The organism is Kitasatospora sp. NPDC101447 (genome assembly GCF_044767225.1).
Lineage (GTDB): Bacteria > Actinomycetota > Actinomycetes > Streptomycetales > Streptomycetaceae > Kitasatospora.
In genome coordinates, this window is sequence record NZ_JBIWNL010000040.1 from 54170 (window position 1) to 77873 (window position 23704).

At 75.8% G+C, this 23704-nt stretch carries 25 protein-coding genes; 13 read left to right on the forward strand and 12 right to left on the reverse strand.

Features of this window, described 5'->3' with window-relative positions; genetic code table 11:
- The first annotated feature begins 3 nt into the window (after nt 1-3).
- Nucleotides 4-753: a class I SAM-dependent methyltransferase gene (locus ACIRST_RS35720; protein WP_350525789.1), complete on the forward strand. Its 750-nt coding sequence runs from the start codon at nt 4-6 to the stop codon at nt 751-753.
- Nucleotides 754-822: 69 nt separating this feature from the next.
- Here ACIRST_RS35720 and ACIRST_RS35725 read toward each other — a convergent pair whose 3' ends face one another.
- The 3 genes from ACIRST_RS35725 to ACIRST_RS35735 form a co-directional block, all read right to left on the reverse strand.
- Entirely contained in the window at nt 823-1620 is a 798-nt protein-coding gene (locus tag ACIRST_RS35725; protein ID WP_402807784.1) for a CbtA family protein, read from the reverse strand.
- 34 nt (nt 1621-1654) lie between these two features.
- Nucleotides 1655-1873, reverse strand: a complete 219-nt coding sequence (locus ACIRST_RS35730) for a CbtB-domain containing protein (protein WP_396546005.1) — start codon at nt 1871-1873, stop codon at nt 1655-1657.
- Nucleotides 1874-2350: 477 nt separating this feature from the next.
- Entirely contained in the window at nt 2351-3049 is a 699-nt protein-coding gene (locus ACIRST_RS35735) for a Tat pathway signal sequence domain protein (RefSeq protein ID WP_402807786.1), read from the reverse strand.
- A gap of 246 nt (nt 3050-3295) precedes the next feature.
- Here ACIRST_RS35735 and ACIRST_RS35740 point away from each other — a divergent pair, with 246 nt between their 5' ends.
- The 4 genes from ACIRST_RS35740 to ACIRST_RS35755 all read left to right on the forward strand — a co-directional run bounded on the left by ACIRST_RS35740 (nt 3296) and on the right by ACIRST_RS35755 (nt 7156).
- Entirely contained in the window at nt 3296-4111 is an 816-nt protein-coding gene (locus ACIRST_RS35740) for a class I SAM-dependent methyltransferase (RefSeq protein WP_402807788.1), read from the forward strand.
- 152 nt (nt 4112-4263) lie between these two features.
- Entirely contained in the window at nt 4264-5010 is a 747-nt protein-coding gene (locus tag ACIRST_RS35745) for a maleylpyruvate isomerase family mycothiol-dependent enzyme (RefSeq protein ID WP_402807790.1), read from the forward strand.
- A gap of 450 nt (nt 5011-5460) precedes the next feature.
- A complete protein-coding gene (locus ACIRST_RS35750; RefSeq protein ID WP_402807792.1) occupies nt 5461-6219 on the forward strand; it encodes an AAA family ATPase in 759 nt (252 codons plus the stop codon).
- 43 nt (nt 6220-6262) lie between these two features.
- Nucleotides 6263-7156 (forward strand): NAD-dependent protein deacetylase, encoded by an 894-nt coding sequence (locus tag ACIRST_RS35755; RefSeq protein ID WP_402807794.1) that lies wholly within the window; start codon nt 6263-6265, stop codon nt 7154-7156.
- A 101-nt stretch (nt 7157-7257) separates the two neighbouring features.
- On the opposite strand, the gene ACIRST_RS35760 is transcribed toward ACIRST_RS35755, so the two are convergent.
- Nucleotides 7258-7971 (reverse strand): hypothetical protein, encoded by a 714-nt coding sequence (locus ACIRST_RS35760; RefSeq protein WP_402807796.1) that lies wholly within the window; start codon nt 7969-7971, stop codon nt 7258-7260.
- 255 nt (nt 7972-8226) lie between these two features.
- Here ACIRST_RS35760 and ACIRST_RS35765 point away from each other — a divergent pair, with 255 nt between their 5' ends.
- Complete coding sequence (locus ACIRST_RS35765; protein WP_350525798.1) at nt 8227-9210, forward strand: hypothetical protein; 984 nt, start codon at nt 8227-8229, stop codon at nt 9208-9210.
- Between the two features lie 100 nt (nt 9211-9310).
- On the opposite strand, the gene ACIRST_RS35770 is transcribed toward ACIRST_RS35765, so the two are convergent.
- Nucleotides 9311-9724 (reverse strand): DUF3291 domain-containing protein, encoded by a 414-nt coding sequence (locus ACIRST_RS35770; protein ID WP_402807798.1) that lies wholly within the window; start codon nt 9722-9724, stop codon nt 9311-9313.
- Between the two features lie 137 nt (nt 9725-9861).
- Between ACIRST_RS35770 and ACIRST_RS35775 the strand changes: the two genes are divergently transcribed.
- Together ACIRST_RS35775 and ACIRST_RS35780 are read left to right on the forward strand one after the other, a co-directional pair.
- Nucleotides 9862-10479, forward strand: a complete 618-nt coding sequence (locus ACIRST_RS35775; protein WP_350525800.1) for a MerR family transcriptional regulator — start codon at nt 9862-9864, stop codon at nt 10477-10479.
- Between the two features lie 109 nt (nt 10480-10588).
- Complete coding sequence (locus tag ACIRST_RS35780) at nt 10589-11434, forward strand: hypothetical protein (protein WP_350525801.1); 846 nt, start codon at nt 10589-10591, stop codon at nt 11432-11434.
- A 178-nt stretch (nt 11435-11612) separates the two neighbouring features.
- Here ACIRST_RS35780 and ACIRST_RS35785 read toward each other — a convergent pair whose 3' ends face one another.
- The 4 genes from ACIRST_RS35785 to ACIRST_RS35800 all read right to left on the reverse strand — a co-directional run bounded on the left by ACIRST_RS35785 (nt 11613) and on the right by ACIRST_RS35800 (nt 14666).
- Complete coding sequence (locus ACIRST_RS35785) at nt 11613-11810, reverse strand: hypothetical protein (protein WP_350525802.1); 198 nt, start codon at nt 11808-11810, stop codon at nt 11613-11615.
- Nucleotides 11807-12265: a hypothetical protein gene (locus ACIRST_RS35790; protein ID WP_350525803.1), complete on the reverse strand. Its 459-nt coding sequence runs from the start codon at nt 12263-12265 to the stop codon at nt 11807-11809. Before ACIRST_RS35790 ends, ACIRST_RS35785 begins: the two co-directional genes overlap by 4 nt.
- A 134-nt stretch (nt 12266-12399) precedes the next feature.
- Nucleotides 12400-13905, reverse strand: a complete 1506-nt coding sequence (locus tag ACIRST_RS35795; protein ID WP_402807801.1) for a sensor histidine kinase — start codon at nt 13903-13905, stop codon at nt 12400-12402.
- Nucleotides 13906-13913: 8 nt separating this feature from the next.
- Entirely contained in the window at nt 13914-14666 is a 753-nt protein-coding gene (locus tag ACIRST_RS35800; protein ID WP_402807803.1) for a response regulator transcription factor, read from the reverse strand.
- A 159-nt stretch (nt 14667-14825) separates the two neighbouring features.
- Here ACIRST_RS35800 and ACIRST_RS35805 point away from each other — a divergent pair, with 159 nt between their 5' ends.
- A complete protein-coding gene (locus ACIRST_RS35805; protein ID WP_350525806.1) occupies nt 14826-15260 on the forward strand; it encodes an SRPBCC family protein in 435 nt (144 codons plus the stop codon).
- Between the two features lie 249 nt (nt 15261-15509).
- Nucleotides 15510-15905 carry an SsgA family sporulation/cell division regulator gene (locus ACIRST_RS35810; RefSeq protein ID WP_350525807.1) on the forward strand — a complete coding sequence of 132 codons (396 nt, stop codon included), beginning with the start codon at nt 15510-15512 and terminating at the stop codon, nt 15903-15905.
- Between the two features lie 84 nt (nt 15906-15989).
- Here the strand turns inward: ACIRST_RS35810 and ACIRST_RS35815 are convergent, their stop codons facing one another.
- A complete protein-coding gene (locus ACIRST_RS35815) occupies nt 15990-16874 on the reverse strand; it encodes a winged helix-turn-helix transcriptional regulator (protein WP_402807806.1) in 885 nt (294 codons plus the stop codon).
- Nucleotides 16875-17008: 134 nt separating this feature from the next.
- Here ACIRST_RS35815 and ACIRST_RS35820 point away from each other — a divergent pair, with 134 nt between their 5' ends.
- Nucleotides 17009-18310: an MFS transporter gene (locus ACIRST_RS35820; RefSeq protein ID WP_402807809.1), complete on the forward strand. Its 1302-nt coding sequence runs from the start codon at nt 17009-17011 to the stop codon at nt 18308-18310.
- 169 nt (nt 18311-18479) lie between these two features.
- Here the strand turns inward: ACIRST_RS35820 and ACIRST_RS35825 are convergent, their stop codons facing one another.
- Together ACIRST_RS35825 and ACIRST_RS35830 are read right to left on the reverse strand one after the other, a co-directional pair.
- On the reverse strand, nt 18480-19142 hold the full coding sequence (locus ACIRST_RS35825) for a response regulator (RefSeq protein WP_402807812.1): 663 nt from the start codon (nt 19140-19142) through the stop codon (nt 18480-18482).
- On the reverse strand, nt 19130-20527 hold the full coding sequence (locus ACIRST_RS35830; RefSeq protein WP_402807814.1) for a sensor histidine kinase: 1398 nt from the start codon (nt 20525-20527) through the stop codon (nt 19130-19132). Before ACIRST_RS35830 ends, ACIRST_RS35825 begins: the two co-directional genes overlap by 13 nt.
- A gap of 329 nt (nt 20528-20856) precedes the next feature.
- On the opposite strand from ACIRST_RS35830, the gene ACIRST_RS35835 reads away from it, so the two are divergent.
- A complete protein-coding gene (locus tag ACIRST_RS35835) occupies nt 20857-22302 on the forward strand; it encodes a glycosyltransferase 87 family protein (protein WP_402807815.1) in 1446 nt (481 codons plus the stop codon).
- Nucleotides 22303-22429: 127 nt separating this feature from the next.
- Nucleotides 22430-23671, forward strand: a complete 1242-nt coding sequence (locus ACIRST_RS35840; protein ID WP_402807817.1) for a glycosyltransferase family 4 protein — start codon at nt 22430-22432, stop codon at nt 23669-23671.
- The last annotated feature ends 33 nt before the right edge of the window (nt 23672-23704 follow it).

Consider the following 23704-nt stretch of genomic DNA (forward strand, 5'->3'; position numbering starts at 1 on the left):
GCCGTGCTGGTCAGCGCGCGGTCCTTCGACGAGTACCGGGCGATGTTCGCGCTCACCGACCACGACCTGGAGCAGCGCATCCTGGACTGCCCGGCCGGCGCGGCGAGCTTCGTCGCCGGCGCCGGCCGGCGGGGCGTCGACGCCGTCGCGGTGGACCGCCAGTACGCCCACCACCGCGAGGAGTTGGGCCTGCTGGTGGAGCGGGAGACCGGCTTCAAGCGGGACCTGCTGGCCGAGGAGACGGCCGGCTGCGTGTGGTCGTGGTACGCCGACGTGGACGACCTGGTCGCCCAGTGGATCGCCAACGCCCGGGAGTTCCGGGCCGACATCGGCGCCCGCCCGGACCGCTACGTCGCCGGCTCACTGCCCGAACTCCCCTTCGGGGACGACGCGTTCGACCTGGTACTCAGCTCGCACCTGCTGTTCGCGTACGGCAACCGGCTGGACGAGGAGTTCCACCGGGCGGCCCTGCTGGAACTCGCGCGGGTGGCACGCCGGGAGGTCCGGCTGTTCCCGTTGGTGGTGTACGACACCGGAGTGCGCTACCCGCGGTTGGCGGCGCTGCGGCGGGAGCTGGCGGCCCTCGGGGTGCCGAGCCGGGTGGAGCGGGTGGCGTACGAGTTCCGGCCGGGGAACGACGAGATGCTGGTGCTCTCCTCCGGCGGCTACCGGGCTCCGGCACGGCCGCCGCGGTCGGTCGCCGCCGAGGACCGGGTGCGGTGGCGACACCGGGAGGGACCGGCCGGGCCCTGAACGCCGGAGGCCGGTCGGGGCGACGTGGTGTCGTCTCGACCGGCCTCCGGTGTGGTGACGGTGCGTGCCTCAGTGGGCGGAGGCGGCGGTTTCCGGGCTGGTCTCCGGCGTTGCGACGGCGGTGGTGGCCGCGGTCGCGGTCGCGGTGGCGGGCTTCGGGTTGAGGAGTCGTTCGGCGAGGTGGCCGAAGAGCAGTCCGAAGGAGGTCCAGAGGGTGAGCTGGATGGCGAGTGCGGCGAGGCGGAACTGCCAGAGGAGGGTGGCCGAGAAGTCCTCGGGGACCTCGTTGATGGCGGGCAGAAAGGCGTAGGCGAGGCCGACGGCGACGGTGAAGCCGAGGACGGCGACGACGGTGGCGTACCAGGTGCCCAGGCGTGGGGCGATGCGCTTGCCGACGATCACGGCGGCGACGGCCAGCAGCACGCTGAGTGCCATCATCAGGAAGTACAGGGTGGTGCGTTTGCCGATGGTCTCCGGGTCGCCCACCGACGGCGGGTTGGCCGGGTACTTGAGGAACGGCACGACGTAGACCGCGACCAGTGCGACGCCGGACAGCAGGGCTGCGGTGGCGCGCGGGGAGAAGCGGCCGATGCGGCCGAGGGCGAAGCAGTAGGCGAGCGCGGCGATGCCGCCGAGGGCGACGCCGTAGAGGAGGACGCCGGTGGCCAGGCCCGCGGTGGACTGCAGGGAGCGGCTGACGATCTCCATCTCGGGTGCGCCGGGGGCGGCGTGGGCGTCCTCGTAGGCGATGGCTGCGTCCACGCGGGGTTCGCCGAGCAGGTAGGCGACGATGAGGGCGAGCACGCCGGCGGCGAGGCCGGCGAGCATGCCGCGGACGAGCAGGGATCTGACGTTCACGGAGTTCACTGGTCTGTTTCCCCTGTTTCCCTGCTTCCCCTGGTCAGTGGCAGGGGAAGCCGAGCAGGTGGCGGCCGTCGTGGACCCACTCGTGGACGTCTTCGCCGGAGATGAGGGAGGTGGCGCCCTGCTCGGCGCCGACGAAGTAGATCAGGGCCATGAGCAGGATGCCGAAGAACACGGCCCAGGGCAGGATGGCCTTGACGGAGATGGGGGTGACCGCCGGGGCGGTGGGGGCTGCGGGGGCGATGGGGTGAGCCATGGCCGACCTCCTCTGGGAACACGCGTCCCGTTTCGGTGGAGCACGGACGGCAGGGCGGGTCTGACTCGCCGGGCCGGGGCTGGGGGCCGGGGCTGCGGCTTCACAGTGGCGCGACCGTGCCGGAGTCTCACCGGGCTTCCGCGCTCTGCCGTCTTCAGTTGTCGCAGGGACGGTACCGCCTCCGGCACCCCGGGCCAAGGGGCTGCGCAGGGGCTCACGGATGCGCGACCAGCACGGAAGGGGAAGCGGAATCCGGTACGTGTGCGTCGCGAGGCCCGGTTCCGGGGTGGGAGGGGAGCGAAGGACGGTACGCGTGATGCTCGTCGCACCGGCGATCCGGGACGGGGCGCCCGCGGACGGTGGAACCCGAGCTGCGAACGGGACCTGACGCCCCCGAACGTCGGCGTGTGCCCCTGGGGAGTCCGAGCGGCGCCCGCGGCCACCGGCCTCGGGCGCCGCACGACCCCTGCCGGGAGGTCAGTTGACGTACACCGCAGGGCCGCCCGCCTGGGTGGTGTCGGTGACCGGACCGTACGTCGCGGAGAAGTACCCGTCGGCGGGGCAGAGCGCCGAGCCGCCGCTCTTGGCGAAGTGCTCGCTGCGGAACGCCAGGCTGTGCGCGGAGTTGTCGGCGTTGCCCGAGAAGGCGCCGCTGAGCTGGTAGGTGCAGGTGATGGTGCCGAACCAGCTGTTGAGCACGGCGGTGGCCTGGATCGCCCCGGTCGAGCCGCCGAGGGTGACCGGGAGCCCCGGGCCGTCCGAGACGGTGATGCCGTACGGGAGGTTGCCGACGGTCAGGCTGCGCACCGAGGTGACGCCGGTGACGTTGCTGGTGCACGAGCCGAAGGTCAGCCCGGTCAGCGATCCGGTGGCCGAGCCGGGAGCCGTCGGGTTGGTCAGCACCTTCCCGGCCAGCTGCGAGACGGCACAGGTGACACCGGTGGTGCTGGTGGCGGTCGAATAGAAGGTGGCGACGGTGCCCCCGGCGAGCGGCGCGGCGAGCGCGTCGCCGGGTGCGACGGCGGAACCGCCCGCGCTGCCGGCGGTGAGCACCGGGACGGCGGCGACGGGCGCGGGCGCGGCGGACGCGGGTGCGACGACCACGGCGAGCGCGGTGGTGGCGGCGAGGGCCGCGACGGCGGCGGCGGGGACGGCAAGGCGACGGCTGAAACGCATGGGCGGAGCCTCTTCCTCGGTGAGGGGCGGGAAGGCGACCTTTCGCGGCTCCCGGGCGGTGGGGGCCCGGGGCTCACGACGTTCTACGACTGGTTCTAGGGCCGTGACCGTGCGCCGTCAAGGCGATGGACGGAACTTGCTGACAATTCGTCAACAAGGGCTCGGCTCGGCCGGCCGGCTCCCGGACCGATCCCGGGCGGCTTCCGGTTCGCTCCCGGCCCGCTCCCGGCCTGCGACAATGCCGGCATGCCTGAGCACGACCACGACCACGACGGGGACCGGGGATACCTGCTGGACAACCGGCAGTCACAGGCGGGCGTCCGCTTCGGCGCGCTCGCCGAAATCTTCGACCCGGTGACCTTCCGGCACGTCGACGCGATCGGGATCGGCCCCGGCATGCGCTGCTGGGAGGTCGGGGCCGGCGGCCCCTCCGTCCCGCTCGGACTCGCCGAACGCGTCGGCCCGACCGGCGCGGTGGTCGCGACCGACATCGACGTCTCCTGGACCGCCCCCGCGGCGGGCGGCGTCATCGAGGTGCTGACCCACGACGTCGCCGCCGACCCGCCGCCGCCCGGCGGGTTCGACCTCGTGCACGCCCGGTTGGTCCTGGTGCACGTGGCCGACCGCGCCGAAGCCCTGCGCCGGATGGTCCAGGCCCTGCGCCCCGGCGGCCGGCTGCTCCTGGAGGACGCCGACCCCGCCCTGCAGCCGCTGCTCTGCCCCGACGAGTCGGGCCCCGACGAGCGCCTGGCCAACCGGCTCCGATCCGGCTTCCGCACCCTGATGGCCGGCCGGGGCGCCGACCTCGCGTACGGGCGGACGCTGCCCCGGGTGCTGCGCGAGGCCGGCCTGGTCGACGTACAGGCCGACGCGTACTTCCCGATCACCTCACCGGCCTGCGCCGTCCTGGAGGACGCGACGGTCCGGCAGATCCGCTGGCTGCTGGTGGGGGAGGGCCTGGCCACGGACGAGGAGATCGACCGCCACCTGGCGAACGTCGCCTCCGGCCGGCTCGACCTGGCCACCGCCCCGATGATCTCCGCCTGGGCGCGCCGCCCGTAGCGCCGTGACCGTCGGTGTGGCCGTCGGTGTGGCCGTCGGTGTGGCCGGCGGCGTGGCCGGCGCGGTGTGGTGCGGCGCGGTGTGGTGCGGTGTGGTGTGGTGCGGCTCGGTGCGCTGCGGCGGGGGTGATGCCCGCCCGTAGAGTACGGGCCGTGCCCCTCACCGCCGACCCCTCCCGCGTCGAACTCGCGGCCCTGCTCGCCGATGTCCGCGGCTCCGCCGAGCGGCTCGTCGCCGGCCTGGACGGTCTGACCGACCGGCAGGCGCGCGAACCGTCCGCGCTGGCCGGCTGGAGCCGGGCCCACGTCATCACCCATCTCGCGCGCAGCGCCGACGCGTACCGCCGGCTGCTGGCGACGGCCCGGACCGGCGTCGAACCCGGGCCACGGGCGGACGCGGCCGCGCTGGACCGCGCACTGCGTGCGGAGGCCGAGCGCGGTGCGGCCGAGCTCCTCATGGACCTCCGGTGCAGCCTGGACGGGCTGTTCGACGAGGCGGCGGTCGTGCCCGTCGACCGCTGGACCGCGCTGGTGTCGGCCCTCGCGGGGTGGCGGCACCCCGCCTGGTTCACCCTCCACCGCGCCCGGCGCGAACTCGAAACCCACCACGTCGACCTCGACCTCGGCCGGACCACGGCCGACTGGCCCGCCGGTTACGTCGCCTGGGCGCTCGACACGACCGCCGCCACCCTGGCCGCGCGGGACTTCCCGGTCGCCCGGCTGGAGGCCACCGACCTCGGCCGCGCCTGGACCCTCGCCGCCACCGGCCCCACGGTCCGGGGCCCCGGGCACCTCCTGCTCGCCTGGCTCGCCGGTCGTGGGCCGGCTCCGCAGCCGCACGGCGGCCGGCTGCCGACGGCGCCGCCCTGGCCGCTGCCGCCGGTGCCGGGCTGGGGGTGAGCGCCGGAGCCGACCTCGGGTGTGTCCGGCTCGCCCGGCACCTCCTGCTCGCCCGGCTCGCCGTCGCGGCCGGGCCCGGAGCTCCACCGGGTCTCGGAACTCCACCGGGCCCTGGAAGTCCACCCCGCCCCGGAGCTCCACCCGGACCGTCCGCCGCCCTGAAGGCCCGCACCGGCCCGGGCACCGGCCCACGGCCGTCGGCCAGTTGCACAACGGCAACACGGTTTCGTCCGGCGGCGGTCCCTCCCCGTACACCTCGACGTCGGGTGGCCACACCTGGGAGACGGTCAACTGGACCGGCGGCACCTCCCGGGTGGACGGCGAACACCCGCCCTTCGCGGCTGCACCGCGCTCCGGCCCACCCACCGCGGGGCGACCGCCACCGACAGCCGTCCGCCACCGACAGGGGTGGTGGCGGACGGCCGGTGGGCCGGGGGAGAATCCCGTGGCATGACGTCAGGTGGCACCACCTCCGGTGGCCCGGCGCGCGCCGGGGCGACCCGCCGTGGCCCGGCGACCGGTGGTCCGGCCCGACGCCCGACACTGGTCGTCGTCAGCGGCCCGCCCGGGGCGGGCAAGACCACGTTGGCGCACGCCCTGGCCGATGCGCTCGGCTGGCCGGCGGTCTGCCGGGACGAGCTCAAGGAGCGGATGCTCGCCGACGGCGCCGATCCGGCTGGAGACCCGGACCTGGCCCCGGACCCCGACCTGGCCCCGGACCCCGACCTGGCCCCGGACCCCGACCTGGCCCCGGACCCCGACCTGGCCCCGGACCCCGACCTGGCCCCGGACCCCGACCGGGTCCCGGCCCCGGCCCCGGCCCTGGACCGCAGGGCGCTGGACACGTTCTTCCGCACGATCGGCGGACTGCTCGCGACGGGGACGAGCCTGGTGGCGGAGGCCGCCTACCAGGACCGCCTGTGGCGTCCGGGCCTGGAACCGCTCGCGGACCTGGCCGCCATCCGCGTCGTCCGCTGCGCCGTCGACCCCGGGCTCGCCCGTCGCCGCATCGAGCGTCGGGCCGCCGAGCTGCCCTCGCGGGCCGCGCACGCGGACGCCGCGTTCCTGCGCCGCATCGAGGCGGGGGAGCGGCCGATCGAGTCCTGGGTGCCGATCGCGCTCGACGTCCCCCGGCTGGTGGTGGACAGCACGGAGGGCTGGCGGCCGCCGCTGGCCAGGATCGTCGCCTTCGCCTCGGCGGACGCGTAGCCGACCGCCGGCGACGGCCCCCGCCGGAGTTACCCTCGGCGGTATGGACGCGTCGGAAGCCACCGCGCGGGAGGCGCCGGAGAACCCGGCGGGCCTCGCACGCCCCGCAGATCCCGCCGACCTCGCCGGCCTCGTCCGGTTGCTGGACCGGCGCGGCGCGGTGGTGCTCAGCGGGGCCGGCCTGTCCACCGAGTCCGGTATCCCCGACTACCGCGGCGCCACCGGCCGCCGCCGTAGCGGCACCCCGATGACCTACCAGGAGTTCACCGGCAGCGAGGCCGCCCGGCGCCGCTACTGGGCCCGCAGCCACACCGGCTGGCCGGCGTTCGCCCGGGCCCGGCCGAACGCCGGCCACCGCGCGGTGGAACGGCTGCGCCGCTCGGGGCACGTCGCGGCGGTCATCACCCAGAACGTCGACGGGCTCCACCACGCGGCCGGCACCCGTGAGGCCGTGGAACTGCACGGCGGGCTCGACCGGGTGGTCTGCCTCGACTGCCGACGCACCAGCTCCCGGGCCGACCTCGACCGCCGCCTCGACGAGCTGAACCGGGGCTTCCGCCGCCCCGGTGCGGTGCTGCGCCCGGACGGCGACGCGCAGCTGCCTCCGGAGCTGGTGGCGGGCTTCCGTGTCGCGCCCTGTGCGGACTGCGGCGGCGTGCTCAAACCGGACGTGGTCTTCTTCGGCGAGAACGTGCCCGCCGCCCGGGTCGACCACTGCTACGAACTGGTCGACACCGCGCGCTCGTTGGTGGTCCTCGGCTCCTCGCTGGCGGTCCTGTCGGGCCTGCGCTTCGTCCGCCGTGCCGCCCGGGCGCACCTGCCCGTCGCCATCGTCAACCAGGGCCCCACCCGCGGCGACGTCCTGGCCGCGCTCCGCCTCGACCTCCCCCTGGGGCCGGCCATGACCGAGGCCGCCCGCCTCCTGGGCTCCGGCTGAGGCCCGGGCGCCGACCGCTTCGGGCCGGTGCCCCGGCCGCAGGCGGAGCCGACGCCCGACACCCGACGCCGGCCGGCCCGCCGCACCGCCGGCCGCCCGCGTCAGCCCGCCGGCTGCCAGGGCCGCCCGGGTACCCACAGCGGGACGGGCCCGCCGCGCGGCATGGCGCGCGCCGCGTCCTGCTCCAGCCACCCGCACACCCGCCCCGGATCGCCCTCGCACAGCTCGACCAGCGCGGCCGCGGCGATCCGGGTGCAGCCCAGCACCAGCGCGAGGGTGTCCTGACGGCGGTGCCGCTCCCGTACGTACGCCTCGATCCGCTCCTCGATCCGCCGCTGCTCGACGCGCTCCTCGATGCACCGGCCATGGGGCGTTCCGTCCGGCTCGTCCGGCACATCCGGCCCGTCCCCGGCGGCCAGCGCCTGGACGCCGTGCCACACCAGGGTCAGCGCGCAGGGCTCGGCCGGGTGCGCCACGTCGTCCCGCTGCGCCTGTTCGCGGGCCTCCGCCGACCGCTGCCCCAGCCACTCCAGGGCCGCCGACTCGTCCCCCGCGCAGGACTCGACGACCAGTTTCGCCGCCCGGCCGGCGAGCGCCCGCAGCACCGCCGCCGCCGGCACCCGCAGCCCGGGCGCCGCCGGGTCGCCGAACGCCAGCCAGGCGTCCGCGAACGAGGCGGCCCGCAGACCGCCCACCCAGGCCGGCGCCCCGCCCGCCGAGCCCAGCCACTCCTGCGCGCCCAGCCGGACCAGTCCGACGGCGACCAGGTTGGCCGCGTCCCCGTCGAGTCCCGACGGCCGTCCGTTGCGCCTCACACACACCACCCCCACCAGCGGTCATCACCCCGTGAGCGCACATCCCATCACACCGGGACGGGAACGAACTAGACAGGGCCACGTCACATTTCGGGGTGGGCTCCGGACGCCGGGGCGCGCCCGGCCGCGCGGGCGGGACGACCGACCGGGGGATGTTGCCGCGGGCGCGGCAGCCGGTCACGCGTGAGGCGCAGTCAGGAGTGTTCTGCTGGCGGGCAGGCGACCGTCGCCGACCCCGTCGATCAAGGAGAGACCATGCCCCACCTGTTCGGACCGGCCCGTCGCACACCCCGTACGGGCCGGGCCGCCGGCCTCGTCTCCGCGGCCTGCGCGGCCCTCGCCCTGCTGGCCGTGACCCCGGCCGTCGCCGTCGCGCCCCCGCTGTCCGACCCCCGGATCATCGCCCACTTCGACCTCGCCCAGGGGCAGCAGCCCGAGAACATCGCCCTCGAACCGGACGGCTCCGCCGACCTCACCCTGTCGTTCGCCCGGCAGATCGGCCGGGTCGACACCGACGGCCACCTCACCGTCCTCGCCACCCTGCCCGCCCCCGCGAACCCCGCCACCCCGATCATCGGCGCCGCGATCGTCACCGGCATCGCCCGGGCCCACGACGGCACCCTCTACTTCGGCTACGCCACCGGCACCGACGACCTGCAGGGGATCTGGCGGCTCTGCCCCGGCGGCACCCCCGAGCGGATCGCCGCGCTGCCCGCGACCGGCTTCCCCAACGGCCTCGCCCTCGACGCGCACGAGCGCCGCCTCTACACCGCCGACTCGGTGCTCGGCGTCGTCTACGCCGTCCCGGCGGACGGCGGCACCGCCACGACCTGGTCCGACGACGCCCTGCTCAAGCCGGTGACCGCGTTCGGCGCCAACGGCCTCAAGGTGCACCGCGGCGCCGTCTGGGTCGGCAACACGGACTCCGGCGACGTGCTGCGCATCCCCATCGGCGACGGGGGCGCGGCCCGGCCGGCCGAGGTCCGCGCGAGCGGGCTCGCAGGCATCGACGACTTCGCCTTCACCGGGCGCGGCGACGCCCTGATCGCGGCCATGAACGCGGCCGACGAGGCGGTGTACGTCGCGGCGGACGGCAGCCACCACACGGTCCTCACCGCCGGCGACGGCCTGTCCAACCCGACCTCGGTGGCCGTGCGCGGCGGCACGGTCTACGTCCCCAGCGCGGCCTACTTCACCCGCACCGACCCCAACCTGCTGCTCGCCGACCTGCGGCGCTGACCGGCCCCGTTCGGACCCGCTCGGCCCCGCTCGGCCCCGCCCGGCCCCGCCCGGTGCCGCGCTTCGGCGCGGTGGCCGGGCGGGGTCCGTTCCGGGGTGGTCAGGCCGTCTGGCCGGCAGCCTCGGCCCGTTCGGCGTCGATCCGGGCGTGCGCGTCGGCCCAGGTGATCGGGAGCCGTTCGACGGGGGTCGGCCAGAAGGTGAAGGTGGACTCCTTCATGGTGCCGCGCAGGCCCCTCATGACGGAGCGGTGCGGCTCGGCGGCCGCGAAGGCGTTCAGGGCCTCGCGGCTCTCCCAGACGGACAGCGTGTAGAAGGTCCGCCGCAGCGGTCGGGCGATCAGGGAGGCGCCGAGGGCGCCGGGGGCGCGGCGCAGCTGCCGCCAGACGGCCAGTGACCGGACGAAGAAGCGCGGGACGTCGGCGAGCGACCGCACCTCGAAGCGGGAGGCCATGACGACCGCGGAGGTGCCGGGGACGGCCGGGTTCGGGGTGATCCAGGGCAGCGTGGGCATGGCTGACTCTCCTCGTCGAGGACGACGTCGGGACGGCGCCACATTGGGTAGCGGCACTATCTATGTTAGACAGTGCTGGTATCCAAATGCCAGGCCGATCCGGAACGGATCCGAAGAGGAAGACGGGTGGTGCAGCCGTGCGCATCTCCGAACTGAGCCGCCGCAGCGGGGTCCCGACCGCGACGATCAAGTACTACCTGCGCGAGGGGCTGCTGCAGCCCGGCCGGGCCACCGCCGCCACCCAGGCCGAGTACGACGAGACCCACCTGCGCCGCCTGCGACTCGTCCGCGCGCTGATCGGCGTCCGAGGGCTCAGCGTCAGCGCCACCAAGGACGTCCTCGGTGCGGTGGCCGCCCACGCCGGAGAACGCCACCAGATCCTCGGACTGGTCGTCGGCGCCCGCCCCGTCGACGAGGACGCCGAACCGGCCCCCGCACCCGGTGCCGCCGAGGTCGACGCCCTCATCGACGAACTCGGCTGGGAGGTCTCCGAACACGCCCCCTTCCGCGCGGTCCTCGGCGAGACCCTCGAAGCCCTCCGTTCCCTCGGCGAGGAGATCTCCCACGACGCCCTCCTCGGCTACGCCGCCCTCGCCGAGCGCACCGCCGTCCTCGACCTCGACCAGCTCGACCCGCACGCCGACCCGGTCGAGCAGGCCGAGAGCGCCCTGCTGCGCACCGTCCTGCTCGAACCCGCCCTCCTCGCCCTGCGCCGCCTGGCCCAGGAACACGAGTCGGCCCGCCGCAACACCTGAGCCGGGGGCCAGGGGTGGTCCGGCTCGCGGGTGTGGTCCTGAGGGGCGGGCGTGCGGGCGACGGCGTGCCAGGCGGGGGTGCGGGCGGTCGGGGTCGTACCGTCGGGCCATGCTCATCGGCCTGCTCTCCGCCCTCGTGGCCGCGCTGCTCACCGGCTCGGCCACCGTGCTGCAGGCGGTCGGCGCCCGGCGCGCCGGCGGGGCGGATTCGGGGGCGGGTGAGGCCGCGGCACTGGCCGGGGCGCTGCGGCAGTGGCCGTTCCTGGTGGGCGTGGGGATGGACATGTGCGGCTTCGCCGCCGAACTCGTCGCCCTGGAGCGGCTGCCGCTCTACGTGGTCGAGGCGGCGCTGGCCTCCGCGCTCGCGGTGACGGCCGTCGGGGCGGCCCGCGTGCTGCGGGTGCGGCTGCGACGCAGCGAGTGGGCCGGGGTGGCGGCGGTCTGTACGGGGCTGTTGCTGCTGGCACTCACCGCCGGGCGGGACGGCCACGGCACCGGCGACGACGCGCTGCGGCTGGGGGTGCTGCTCGTCTCGGTGGCCCTGGTCGGCGCGGGCTGGGTGGTGGTGCGGTACGGCGGTGCCCGTCGCGCCCCGCTGCTGGGGCTGGTGGCGGGCCTGCAGTTCGGGGTGGTCGGGGTGGCGGTGCGGGTGCTGCCGGAGCCGAGGCTGCCGCAGTTGCTGGCCGAACCCTCGGCGTACGCGGTCGCGGTGGCGGGGATCGGCGGGTTCGCCGCGCTGACCTGGGCGATGCAGCACGGGTCGGTGACGGCCGCGACGGCCGCGATGGTGCTGGGGGAGACGGTGGGCCCGGCGGTGGTGGGGGTGCTCGTCCTCGGCGACCACACCCGGCACGACCTGACTCCGGTCGCCGTCCTGGGTTTCCTGGCCGCGGTGGCCGGTGCGCTGACCCTGGCCCGCTTCGGCGACGCCGAACAGCCCGCCGTGACGGCCTGAGGCCGGGCGGGGCGCGGTTCGGCGCGGTCGAGCCGGGCGGGCTCCGGCGGGCAGCCGGACACCGCCCGCCGAGCGGGTCGGCGAGCGGTGTCCGGTGCAACGGGTGTCGCCAGGCGCCAACGGGTGCCGTCGGCCGTCAGGCACCGTCGGTCGTCAGGCTGGTCAGGCTCGTCGGGCGTCAGTTGTCGTCGGTGGCCGAGTCGTTGTCGGCCTGCGCGGCCGCGCTCTCGGCGGCGTCGAGCTTGTGCTGCATGTCCTGGACCTGGGCGCTGTCGGCGGCGCCGGGGGCCGGATGCCCGGACGGTCCGCAGGCCGTGAGCAGGGCGACCCCGGCGAGGGCGAGGGCGGCGAGGAGGGCGGACGGGCGGCGGGTCACTTGGACGCGCCCTGGTCGTGCGCGCCGCACCAGGTGGCGACGGCGGTGAGGTCCTTCTGCCGGGTCTGCAGGGTGGTGACCAGGCCCTTGCGGGCGGTGAGGCGGTCGTTGAGGAGGGTCTGGATCTCGGTGTGCCCGGCGGCCTTGGCGTTGTCGGCCCGCTGCTGCAGACGGGCGACCGAACCGGGCACGGTGGCGTCGCCGTTCAGCCGGGTGAGCGCCTTGGTGACGTGCTGCTCGGTCTTCGGCAGCCGCTTGCAGATGGCCTTCGCGCCGTCACCGGTGGGCGTGGAGGCGGCGGACGCGGCGGCGGTGGGCGAGCCGCCCGCCCCGTCCGCCTGGGCGGGTGCGGCGGCGAGCAGCGAGCCGGCGAGGGCGAGCGCGCCGAGGGCGGCGGCCCGGCGGCCGGTGACCCTGCGGCGGACGGGCATGACGGACGTACGGATGGCGGACATGGGCGTCCCTTTCTGCCGTGGACGGTCTCGGAGACCGGGCCGGTGGGTGCGGGCCCGGTCCGGCCCGGTCGCCGGGAGCGTAGGACGGCTTCTTGTGGATTCCCTGTGGAACGGGGGCCGGGTGGAGGAGGGCCTCAGCGCTCCTCGCCCGCGATCCAGTCCCGCCGTACCGGGAGCCGCAGCGTCGGTGTGTCGGTGTCCGGCAGGGGCAGGCGGACCTCCATCCGGCACCCCGTCCCGTCGGGCGGCTCGCCGATCCGCACGGTGCCCCGGTGCAGTGCGGCCTGCTGGGCGACCAGGGTGAGCCCGAGCCCCGAGCCCGGACTGTCTCGCCGGCGGTGGAAGCGGTGGAAGACCGCCTCGCGCTCGGCCGGCGGGATGCCGGGCCCGGTGTCGTCGACGGTGAGCAGGGCGACCCTGCCGGCCGGGACCAGCCGGACCGTCACCCGGGCCGGCTCGGTCCGCTGCGGCCCGCCGCGACCGTGCACGGCGGCGTTGACCAGCAGATTGACGAGCATGATCCGCAGGCCGGGTTCCCATCCGAACACCCTGAGCTCCGAGGGGAGTTCGACGGTGATGTCGGCTTCCGGGCGCCGTCGCCGGGCGTCGGCGGCGGCCGCGTCGGTGAGGTCGGCGAGGTCGACCGGGCCGAAGGAGTCGACCTCGACGAGGTCGCCGCGCGCGAGCGTGCCGAGTGCGGTGAGCAGGTCCAGCAGTCGGGCGTGGTCGTCGCGCAACTCGGCGACGATCTCCGCCCGTTCGCCGGGCGGGAGGTCCTGGTGGGCGGCCAGGACGTCCAGGTTGGTGCCCAGGCTCATCAGCGGGGTCCGCAGCTCGTGCGAGGCGGCGGCCGAGAAGGAGCGTGCGGTCTCCAGTGCCTGGGCGGTGCGCAGGGCCTGTTCGTCGTAGCGGGAGAGCAACAGCGCGAGGGCGGCGGCGAGTTCGTCCACCTCGGCGGTGCCGCTGCGCTCTGCGGTGAAGGGGGCGCCGCCCGCGCCGCCCGCGCCGTCCTCGGTTCCGGGCGTCCGGGGCGCCGCCGGGTCGAGCTCCGTCGCGCGGCGGCTGAGCCGGCGCAGCGGTGCGGTGGCGCGCTCGGCGAGGGCGAAGCCGATCAGCGCGGAGAGCGGCGCGGCGACCGCCGCCACGAGCAGGACCCGTCGGCGGACCGTCGCCGTCTGGTTGCCGGCCAGGCTGCCGGGTTCGCTGACCCAGAGGGTGCCGCTGCCGCCGTTCGCCCCGCCGCCGGAGACGTGGACGGTCAGCACCCGCCAGGCCGCGCCGTGGTCGTGGACGGTGGCCGGCCCGCCCGGTGTGCCGGGGAAGGCCCGGTCGTCGGCGGGCTGCGGGCCGACCGACAGCAGCACGGTGCCGTCCTGCGCGGTGACCCGCACGCCCGAGTCCAGGGCGGCGTCCACGACCTTGCGCTGCTGGTTCTGTTCGACCTTGGGCCGGCCGCGGGTGTCGGCGGCGACCAGCGCGCGCACGCTCGGCAGGACGGCGGCGGCCCGGTCGGCCAGCCGGGCGTCCTGCTGGTGGCGCAGGTCCCGGCCGACCAGCGGCAGCAGGAGGAGTCCGGCCAGCACCACCAGCAGCGGCACCACGGCGGCGGCCCACAGGGCGATCCGGGTGGAGAGCTTCACGGCGGCCGCTAACCTTTTGCGCCGGGCAGGCGCAGCACGAAGCCGACGCCCCGGACGGTGTGGATCAGCCGGGGCCGCCCGTCGGCCTCCAGCTTGCGCCGCAGGTAGCTGACGAAGGTGTCCACGGCGTCACTGCGCACCTCGAAGTCGTACCCCCAGACCCGTTCCAGCAGCAGCTCGCGGGAGAGCACGATGCCCTGGTTCCGGGCGAGCTGGGTGAGCAGCTCGAACTCCCGCCGGGTGAGGCGGAGTTCGCGTCCGTCGAGGCGGGCCTCCCGGGTGGCCGGGTCGATCGCCAGCGGCCCGGCCAGCACGCGGTCGGTGGGCAGCGGCGGGCGGCGGCGCAGCAGGGCGCGCAGCCGGAGCACCAACTCCTCCAGGGCGAAGGGCTTCACCAGGTAGTCGTCCGCCCCGGCCTGCAGGCCGGCCACCCGGTCGGCGGGTTCGTCCAGCGCCGAGAGCATCAGGACCGGGAGGTCGTCGCCCCGGGCGCGCAGGGTCCGGCAGACCTCGGCGCCGCTGAGGCCGGGCATCGAGACGTCGAGCACCAGGACGTCCGTCGCGGCGGGCGGCGGGGCGTCCGGGGCGGCGGGCAGCAGACGGGCGAGCGCCGTCTCGCCGTCCTCGGCCAGCGCGACGGTGAACCCGCTCAGCCGCAGGCCGCGTTCCAGGGTGCGCCGGATCGCCGCGTCGTCGTCCACCACCAGGACCCGGCCGCCGCCGGCGGGGCCGTCGCCGCCCCCGGACCCGTTCCCGTTCATCGGCTCCTCCTCGTGTTCGGCCGCCGACTCTCTCACACCTCCGGATTCCGGTCTCCGCGGGGGCTGCGAGGACGTGTGCATGCCCGGCGGGGATCGGGGCACGCGGTCACCACGGGCCGCCGCCGGGCGTGGCGGGGCCGGGGAGGACGAGGAGGAGCGATGGGACGGATCGAGGAGTCGGTCGAGGTGCTGGCCCCGCTGGCCACGGTGTACGAGCAGTGGATCCGGTGCGAGGAGTTCCCGCACTTCATGCGCGGCGTGGTGAGCGTCGACCGGGACGCCCCGGGTAGCAGCAGCTGGGTGGTGAGTACGGCGGCCGGTCGGCGCGGGTTCGAGGCAGTGACCACGGAGGTGGTCGAGGGCGAGCGGGTGGCCTGGGACGGCGGGGACGGGTCGGTGAAGCACTCGGGCGTGGTCACCTTCCACCAGGTGGACGACCGGACCACCCGGGTGATGCTCCAGCTGGAGGTCGAGCCGCACGGGCTCTGGGAGCACCTGGCCGGCGCGCTCGGTTTCGTCGACCGGCGGGTCATCGACGACCTGGCCGACTTCAAGCGCCACGTCGAGGCGAGCGCCGGGCCGCCGGTCGACTGAGCCTCCGTCAGGACGCTTCCCGTGGACCGACATGCGGGCGGGTTCGCGCAACGGCCCGCCGGGACGGGAGACTCATCACGACGTGCACGCGGGAGCGGACGTACGGGGACGCGCGCGCGGAACGCCGGGCGCGGCACGGAACGCAGGGCACAGCACGGCACGGAACGGAACGCACGGCACGGAACGCACGGCACGGTACGGCGGCGCCCGGGGCGCCGCGACGAACGCCCGAGGAAGGGGACCCGCTCGATGGAACGTCTCACCGCCCGGATCGGCATGCGGCTGATGACCGGCGACGAACACAGCCGGGACCTGGACGTCGACTGGTCCTACCGGCCCGACGACCCTTACGCGATAGACCTGGACTTCAGCGCCTTCCAGGCGGGCACGGTGTGGACGATCTCGCGCGACCTGCTGACCGCCGGCATCCACGCACCCGTGGGCGAGGGCGACGTCCACGTCGCGCCGTTCGACGACACCCGCCTTCTCATCGCGCTCGCCGGGAGCGAGGGCGTCGCCCTGCTCGCGACCTCCGCCGCGGAGGTCGACCGGTTCGTGGGTGCCACGGCCGAGCTCGTGCCGGCGGGCTCGGAGCACACCCGGATCGACTGGGGCGACGGCCTGGAGGACCTGTTGACCTCCTGACTTGGCTGACCCACCGGCCTGCTGTCCCCTTGGCCTGCTGACCTGCCGGTCCCCTGACCTGCTGTCCGCCCGTCGGCCGGGCCGCTACTCGCCGGCGAGCCGGTCGAGGAGTGTGAGGGCGTCCTCGACGGAGCCGGCCGGGTCGACGACGGGGTAGAGGACGCCCCGTACGGTGCGGGTGGCGTCGAGGACGAGGGTGAGCCGCTTGAGCCGGTCCACGCCGGCGGCCCGGAAGGTGGGCAGGCGCAGCGTGGCGGCCAACTGCAGCTCGGCGTCGGAGAGCAGCGGGAACGGGATGCGCGCGTGCTCGGCGAACGCGGCCAGTTGGTCGGGGCGTTGGGTGCTGACGCCGTAGACGCGGGCGTCGCGGGCGGTGAACTCGGCCATCCGGTCGCGGTAGGTGCTGGACTCCAGGGTGCAGCCGGCGGCGCCGGGGATGGTGCCCCAGCCGGGCGGGTAGTCGTGGCCGCCGGGCGGGTAGGCGCCGGGGTAGCAGTAGAGCACCGTCCAGGCGGAGCCGGCCGCGACCGGGTCGACGGGCTCGCCGGCGGCGGAGGCGAGTTCCAGTGGCGGCAGCCGGTGGCCGGCCAGGGCGTGGACGCGGCGGGTCTCGGCGGAGTCGGCGGGGCTGGTGGCCGAGAGTGATCCGTCGCCCAGGACGTAGCGCCCGCCCCAGTCCTGCAGGGCGACCAGGACGGGCAGCAGGCCGCGGCCGGTCGCCGTCAGGTGGTACTCGTAGCGCGGCGGGTGCGGGTGGTACAGCCGCTTCTCCAGGATTCCGTCCTCGACGAGCGCCTTGAGCCGTTCGGTGAGCACCCGGCGGCTGATCCCGAGCGCGGTGCGCAGGCCGTCGAAGTGGTGGGTGCCGCCGGCGATGTCCCTGATCAGCAGCAGGGTCCAGGTGTCGCCGACCACGGTCAGGGCCTGGGAGATCGCGCAGTCGGGGTCAGCCGCTTCGGTGTGCCGCATGAGTATCGATTATAGTGAGTTCCAAAATGAGACTCACTCGCCGGACTGCTCGCCGGCGCACCCGCCGGGTCGGCCCTGCCGGAACGGCGCACGGGGGCGGTCGTGGCGGGAGCGGCGGACGGGAAGGGGTGGACGTGGCGACGCGCACAGCGGTTGCGACGGGACGCGGGACGGAACGGGGGAGCGGGCACGGGCCGGAGGAGGGCAGCCGGCGCGGGGCGGAACGCGGGGGCGGGGCGGGGGTGTTCTGGCGCTACTGGAGCGCCTCGACCGTCAGCCGTTTCGGGGACGAAGTCACCCGGGTGGCCCTGCCGCTGATCGCCGTCGTCACCCTGCACGCCACGGCGCTGCAGGTCGGCCTGATCACCGGAGCGGCCTACGTCGCCTGGCTGCTGGTCGGGCTCCCGGCCGGCGTCCTGGTCCACCGGCTGCCGCTGCGCGGCACCCAGGTCGCGATGGACCTGGTCCGCGCGGCGGCCGTGGCCTCGGTGCCGCTGGCGGCCGCCTTCGGGGTGCTCGGGCTGCCGCAGCTCGTGGCGGTGGCACTGGTCATCGGCCTCGCCAGCGTGGTCTTCGACGTCGGCAACTCCACCTTCCTGCCCTCGATCGTCGCCAAGGAACAGCTGACCGCCCGCAACAGCCTGCTCTCCGGCACCTCCGCCGCGACCGAGCTGGCCGGCCCCTCGCTCGGCGGCGTGCTGGTCCAACTCCTCGGCGGCGCCGCCTCGATGGTGCTGGACACGGTCAGCTACCTGGTCTCGGCCGTGCTGCTGGGCAGCCTGCCCCGCGCGGAACAGCCGACCGGACGGACCCCCGGCGCGGGCATGCGCGAGCAGATCCGCGAGGGCTGGCGCTACGTCACCCGGCACCCGGTGATCGGGCCGTGCGCCGCCGACGCCACCGCCGTCAACTTCGTCTGCGGCGGCCTGATGACCCTCACTCCGGTGTTCCTGGTCCGCACCCTCGACGCGCCGGTCGCCGCAGTGGGCGCCCTGATGGCCACCGGTGGGCTGGGCAGCCTGCTCGGCGCCGCCGTCACGCCCCGGCTGGTCGCCCGGATCGGCAGCGGCGGCGCACTGCGGTGGGCGGCGCTGTTCGCCGCGCTGTTCGCCTTCCTCCTCCCGGCGGCCGGCTCCGGCTGGGCGACGCTGGTCTTCGCCGTCGGCAACGCCGGCTTCTCGGCGGGCGTCGTGGTCACCAGCATCGTCACCCGCACCCACCGTCAGACCCAGACCCCGCCCGACCTGCTGCCCAGGGTGATGGCCACCGTCCGCTTCGTCTCCTGGGGAGCCATCCCCGTCGGCGCCCTCGCCGCCGGTGCCGCCTCCACCGCCTGGGGCCCCCGCACCGCTCTGCTCCTGCTGGCCGTCGCCAGCCTGGCCAGCCCGGCGATCCTCATGGCCGGCCCGATCCGCCGCCTGCGCGAACTCGCCTGACGCGGCGGGCGGATGCGCCGGGGCGGCCGGGGGACGGGGGTCTCCGGCGGCCCCGGCCACTTCCGTCGCTCCGGCCACTTCGGCCAGTTCGGCCGCTCTGGCCACTCCGGCTACTTCGGCCGCCACAGTCGGCCCCGTGCGGCCGGTGCGGCCGCTGCGGGCCGTCGGATCAGCCCGCGCCGCCCCGCAGGTGCGCCAGCACCGCCAGGACCCGGCGGTTGCCCTCCGCCGGATCGAGGTCCAGCTTCATGAAGATGTTGCCGGCGTGCTTGACCACCGACGCCTCGGTGACGCCCAACCGGGTCCCGATCGACTGGTTGGTGAAACCCTCGGCCATCAGCCCGAGCACCTCGCGCTCGCGCGGAGTGAGCCGGCTCAACGGCCGCGCCGCCGTCTGCTGGGCCAGCAGCACCCGCACCACCTCCGGGTCGATGACGGTCTGCCCGTCGGCGACCCGGCGCAGCGTGTCCAGGAACTCGGAGACCTCGCCGACCCGGTCCTTCAACACGTAGCCGAGGCCACCCTTGTCCCGTCCGTCGCCGCCGAGCAGCTGTGTCGCGTACGCCGTCGCCACGTACTGGGAGAGCACCAGGACGGGCAACCGCTCGTGCCGGGCGCGCAGGTCGAGGGCCGCCCTGAGGCCCTCGTCGCGGAAGCCGGGCGGCATCCGGACATCGGTGATGACGACGTCCGGCCGGTGCTCCTCCACCGCCCGGGCCAGGGCCTGCGCGTCCCCGACCGCGGCGACCACCCGGTGGCCGCTGCGGTCGAGGATCTCGGTCAGGCCCGCCCTGAGCAGGACGGCGTCTTCGGCGAGCACTATGCGGAGCACGGGACCTCCACCCGGAGCTGGGTCGGACCGCCGACGGGACTGGAGACCGTCAGCCGTCCCCGCAGGATCGCCAAGCGGTCCGCGAGGCCGGACAGGCCGGTACCGGCGCCGGGATCCGCCCCGCCCCGCCCGTCGTCGATGATCATCAGGATAAGCCGGTCGTCCACCAACCGGCCGGTGACCCCGACCCGGGAGGCCCCGCTGTGCCTGGCCGCGTTGGCCAGCGCCTCCGTCACCGTGAAGTACGCCGTCGCCTCCACCAGCGGCGGGAGACGGCGCGGCAGGTCGATCGCGGCCTCGACCGGGATGGGCGAACGCTGCGCCACCTCCGCCACCGCGGCGGCCAGCCCGTGGTCGGTCAGCACCTGGGGGTGGATGCCCCGCACCAGGTCGCGCAGCTGCTCCAGGGCCCGGCGCGCCTCGCCCCGACCCCGGGCGACCAGCGCGGCCGCCTCCGGGGCGGAGTCCTTCAGCTCCAGCTCGGCCAGCCCCAAGGTCATGGTGAGCGCCACCAGTTGCTGCTGCGCGCCGTCGTGCAGGTCCCGCTCGATCCGGCGCCGCTCCGCCTCGAAGGCGTCCGCGAGCCGCGCCCGGGAGCGCGTCAGCTCGATCACCCGGTGGTGGTCCGGATCCCTGCGCGGCCCCAGCAGCATCCGGGCCGTCCAGACCTGGCCTGCCGTCAGCCAGCCCGCCGCGTACCCGGACAGCGCCACCCCGGCCAGACCGACGAGGCCGAACGGCAGGGCGGACAGCGGGCCGGGGACCGCCCGACCCGGGATGATCATCACGGTCTCCGGGGTCAGCGCCCACACCACCACCGGGCTGGCGACCAGGATGCAGGAGAACGCCAGCAGCGCCAGCACGCCCAGCCCGGCTCCGGTGAAGACGATCGCCAGCAGGGCCGCGTACCCCGACTCCCGCCAGGTGGCCCGCTCCGCGAACCGGTGCCGCAGCCGACGGCGCAGACCGTTCCGCAGCCCGTCCCCGGGCACCGGCGCGTGCGGGTCCGCGAGCCGAACCGGCTCCACCAGCCGCAGCCGTCGCCGCTCCAGCCGGGCGACCGGGATGCCCAGCAACGGGACGCAGGCCAGCACCAGCAGGCCCACACCCGCCACCGAGAGCAGGATCCCGACGGAGACCAGCACCGTCAGGGCGAGCAGCACGCCCAGGCCGAACAGCACGCCGCCCAGCTGGTGCAGCCAGCACCGCAGCGGCCAGGCCGAGAACAGGAAGGCCGGCGGCCGGCGGCCGAGCGCCCGCCGGACGGCGAGGTTCGGCGCCGCCGTCCCGTCGGGCGCTGTTGGCCCGTCGGGCGCCGCCGTCCCGTCGGGCCGGGCGGTGTCGTCCGGTCCGGCCGTCGTGCCGGCCTCATCCGCGAGGGACATTCCGTGCCTTCCGTCCGATGGGCGTTCGATGATCATCAAGAACCCTAGCCCGGACGGCCGTCCCCGTCGGTAGGGAAAACCCGCCCCTCCGCCCTCCGCGCAGGGTCCACTGCGTCCCGCCCCTGGCTGAGGTTCAACTCCCGGTACCCGTAGGGGAGTCGGACCCAGCGCGGCGACCGGCCGTGCGCTCGTCGCCGGGCAGGGCAGTGCGCCGCCCCCCCCGCCGTGGTCGGGGAAACCCGACCACGGATCCTCGACCTACCTGTCATGACCGTGCGCCCCCGTCCGACTGGAATGGAGCGGTGCCGAAACGACTGGTTGCAGCAGCGATGACGACGATCCGCCCCGGAAGCACGGGAGGTGTGGCGCGGGGCGGGCCCGCCGCCCGGCGCGCGCTCGGGACCGCCGGCTGGCTCGGAGCGGCAGGCTTCGCCGCCGCCCTCGCCTCCCTCTCCGCCCTGGCGCCGCACCGTGTCTGGGGTTGGTGCGCCGCCGTCGGCTACCTGACGGCGGCGCTCGCCGGCCGACTGCCCGCCCGGCTGCCCACCCGACGGCCCGCCCGGCTGCGCCACGCGCCGAGCGCCGGGTCCGCGCTGCCCGTCGGCTGCGCGCTGGTCGGTGCCGTCCTGGTGCCGCTCGCCGTCCTGTTGGCGACCGGTCGGGCCCAGAGCGAGGTCCTGGTGATCGAGCGATCCGCCGCGACCCTGCTGCACAGCGGCACGCCCTACCCGGCCGATCCGCAGGCCGTGACGGACTACAACCCGTACCTGCCCGGCATGGCCCTGTTCGGCATGCCCGCCCGGCTGTTCGGCGACGGCTCCGCCGCGTTCCGACCGGTCGGCGACCCCCGGCTGTGGTGCGCCGCCGCCCTGGTGGCCTGCCTGGCCGCCGCGCACACGGTGCTGCGGCGCGGCACGACCCCGGGAACCGCCACCCGCTCCCTCGGCGCCGGGTACGCGACCGCCGTCCTCGTCGCCTCCCCGCTCGTCGCGCTGCCGCTCTGCGTCAGCGGCATCGACCTCCCGCTCACCGGACTCCTCGCCCTCGCGCTCGCCCTCGCCGCCCGCCACCGGCCGGTCGCGGCCGGACTCGCCCTCGCCGCCGCCTGCTCCCTCAAGTGGACCGCCCTGCCCGCGGTCGCGGTCGCCGTCGCGCTCGTGGCGGCCGGCCGGGGGCGACGGGCCGCCGTCCGCTGCGCCGCCGTCTGGGCGGGCGGCACCCTCGCCCTGGTCCTGCCCGCACTGCTGGTCGCGCCCGGCCGGCTGGTCGAGCAGGTGCTCCTCTTCCCGACCGGACGCGGCGCCGTCCCGACACCCGCCGCCAGCCCGCTGCCCGGCCGACTGCTCGCCGACCTCGGGCCGGCCGGCTGGTGCGCGGCCGTCCTGCTCCTGCTGTGCGGCGGGGCGGCCGTCGCCGTCTCCCTCGTCGTCCGCCCGCCCCGGAGCCTCGCCGCCGCCGCCGACCGGCTGGCCGCCGGCCTCTGCCTCGCCTTCCTCCTCGCCCCCGCCGGGCGGTTCGGCTACTTCGCCCTGCCGCTGCTCCTCGCCCTCTGGGCCCGCCTCGCCCCGGCCGGTCCGCCCGGCCGCCCGGCGGTCCGACACCGGGTCCGGGCGGTTCACGTGCCCGGCGCCGCTCCCGTGGCCGTTGCCGTACGCGTCGGCGTTCCCCCGCTCACCGCGACCCCGCCCCGCCGGGCCCGGCCGGGCGGCCGTCGGGCGGTTTCCCCCTCGTTCACCAGCGCCGGCGCGGCCGCCGTGACCGTCCCTCCGTCCTGACCACCCCTCCATCGTGACGACCCCTTCCTCGCACGACGCTCCTCCTCGCACGACGCTCCTCCATCACGACCACCCCTCCACGGCACGACGCTCCGGCGCCCGCCCGGAGCCCGAGAAAGGCCGCCGCATGAGCACCACACTGATCGTCACCAACGACTTCCCGCCCCGGCAGGGCGGCATAGAGACCTTCGTGCACGCGATGGCCACCCGGGTGCCCGGGGACGACGTGGTCGTCTACACCTCCTCCGAGCCCGGCGACGCCGCGTTCGACGCGAGCCTGCCGTTCCCCGTGATCCGGGACCCCGCCCGCACCCTGCTGCCCACTCGCAGGGTCACCGAGCGCGCCGTGCGGCTGGTCCGTGAACACGGCTGCGACCGCGTCTGGTTCGGCGCGGCGGCCCCGCTCGCCGTGATGGCGCCCGCGCTGCGCCGGGCCGGTGTGCGGCGGATCGTCGCCACCACCCACGGTCACGAGATCTGGTGGGCCCGGGTGCCCGGGGCACGTCGGCTGTTGCGGCGGGTGGGCGACGGCGTCGACGCGGTCACCTACCTCGGCGAGTACACCCGCGCCCGGATCGCTCCGGCGCTGGGGCCCCGGGCCCGGCTCGCCCGGCTGGTGCCCGGGGTCGACCCGGCCGCCTTCGGGCCCGAACCGCGTGCGGAGCAGGGCCGGGAGGTCCGTGACCGGTACGGGCTGCACGGCCGCGAGGTGGTGCTGAGCGTGGCCCGGCTGGTGCCCCGCAAGGGCCAGGACGTGCTGATCCGCGCCCTTCCGCTGATCCGCCGTGCCGTGCCGGGGGCGGTGCTGCTGATCGTCGGTCAGGGCCGGGACGAGCAGCGGCTGAGGAGGCTCGCCGCCAGGCTGCCGCAGGGCTCGGTGGTGTTCGCCGGCGGCCGCAGCCACACCGAGACGCCCGCCTACTACGCGGCCGCCGACGTGTTCGCCATGCCCTGCCGCACCCGCCGGGCCGGGTTGGAGGCCGAAGGGCTCGGCATCGTCTACCTGGAGGCCGCGGCCGCCGGTCTGCCCGTCGTGGCGGGGGACTCCGGCGGCGCGCCCGACGCGGTGCTCGACGGCCGTACCGGCGTCGTCGTCGACGGCCGGGACGTCCACGCCGTCGCCGGGGCCGTGATCCGGTTGCTGACCACCCCGGAGGGCGCCGCGATGGGGCGGGAGGGTCGTCGTCGGGTCGCCCGCGAGTGGACCTGGGAGGCCTCCGCCGACCGCCTGACCCGGCTGCTCACCCCGGGACCCGGGGCACCGGAGCTCGATTCGCCGGAACTCGATTCACCGGAGCTCGATCCACCCGGCTCCGATTCGCCGAAGCCTTATTCGCAAGAAAATATCGTCCGATCATCGATCGAATGAAAATTACCCGTTCAGGGCATTGACTCGATAATT

Bases quoted from the DNA above. Each gene is read 5' to 3' on its own strand.
- ACIRST_RS35750 (WP_402807792.1), top strand. From the start codon at position 5,461: ATGACGTCAGGTGGCACCACCTCCGGTGGCCCGGCGCGCGCCGGGGCG.
- ACIRST_RS35840 (WP_402807817.1), top strand. From the start codon at position 22,430: ATGAGCACCACACTGATCGTCACCAACGACTTCCCGCCCCGGCAGGGC.
- ACIRST_RS35830 (WP_402807814.1), bottom strand. From the start codon at position 20,527: ATGTCCCTCGCGGATGAGGCCGGCACGACGGCCGGACCGGACGACACC.
- ACIRST_RS35790 (WP_350525803.1), bottom strand. From the start codon at position 12,265: ATGTCCGCCATCCGTACGTCCGTCATGCCCGTCCGCCGCAGGGTCACC.
- ACIRST_RS35810 (WP_350525807.1), top strand. From the start codon at position 15,510: ATGGAACGTCTCACCGCCCGGATCGGCATGCGGCTGATGACCGGCGAC.
- ACIRST_RS35730 (WP_396546005.1), bottom strand. From the start codon at position 1,873: ATGGCTCACCCCATCGCCCCCGCAGCCCCCACCGCCCCGGCGGTCACC.
- ACIRST_RS35755 (WP_402807794.1), top strand. From the start codon at position 6,263: ATGGACGCGTCGGAAGCCACCGCGCGGGAGGCGCCGGAGAACCCGGCG.
- ACIRST_RS35780 (WP_350525801.1), top strand. From the start codon at position 10,589: ATGCTCATCGGCCTGCTCTCCGCCCTCGTGGCCGCGCTGCTCACCGGC.
- ACIRST_RS35805 (WP_350525806.1), top strand. From the start codon at position 14,826: ATGGGACGGATCGAGGAGTCGGTCGAGGTGCTGGCCCCGCTGGCCACG.
- ACIRST_RS35765 (WP_350525798.1), top strand. From the start codon at position 8,227: ATGCCCCACCTGTTCGGACCGGCCCGTCGCACACCCCGTACGGGCCGG.
- ACIRST_RS35740 (WP_402807788.1), top strand. From the start codon at position 3,296: ATGCCTGAGCACGACCACGACCACGACGGGGACCGGGGATACCTGCTG.
- ACIRST_RS35735 (WP_402807786.1), bottom strand. From the start codon at position 3,049: ATGCGTTTCAGCCGTCGCCTTGCCGTCCCCGCCGCCGCCGTCGCGGCC.
- ACIRST_RS35770 (WP_402807798.1), bottom strand. From the start codon at position 9,724: ATGCCCACGCTGCCCTGGATCACCCCGAACCCGGCCGTCCCCGGCACC.
- ACIRST_RS35800 (WP_402807803.1), bottom strand. From the start codon at position 14,666: ATGAACGGGAACGGGTCCGGGGGCGGCGACGGCCCCGCCGGCGGCGGC.
- ACIRST_RS35815 (WP_402807806.1), bottom strand. From the start codon at position 16,874: ATGCGGCACACCGAAGCGGCTGACCCCGACTGCGCGATCTCCCAGGCC.
- ACIRST_RS35835 (WP_402807815.1), top strand. From the start codon at position 20,857: ATGACGACGATCCGCCCCGGAAGCACGGGAGGTGTGGCGCGGGGCGGG.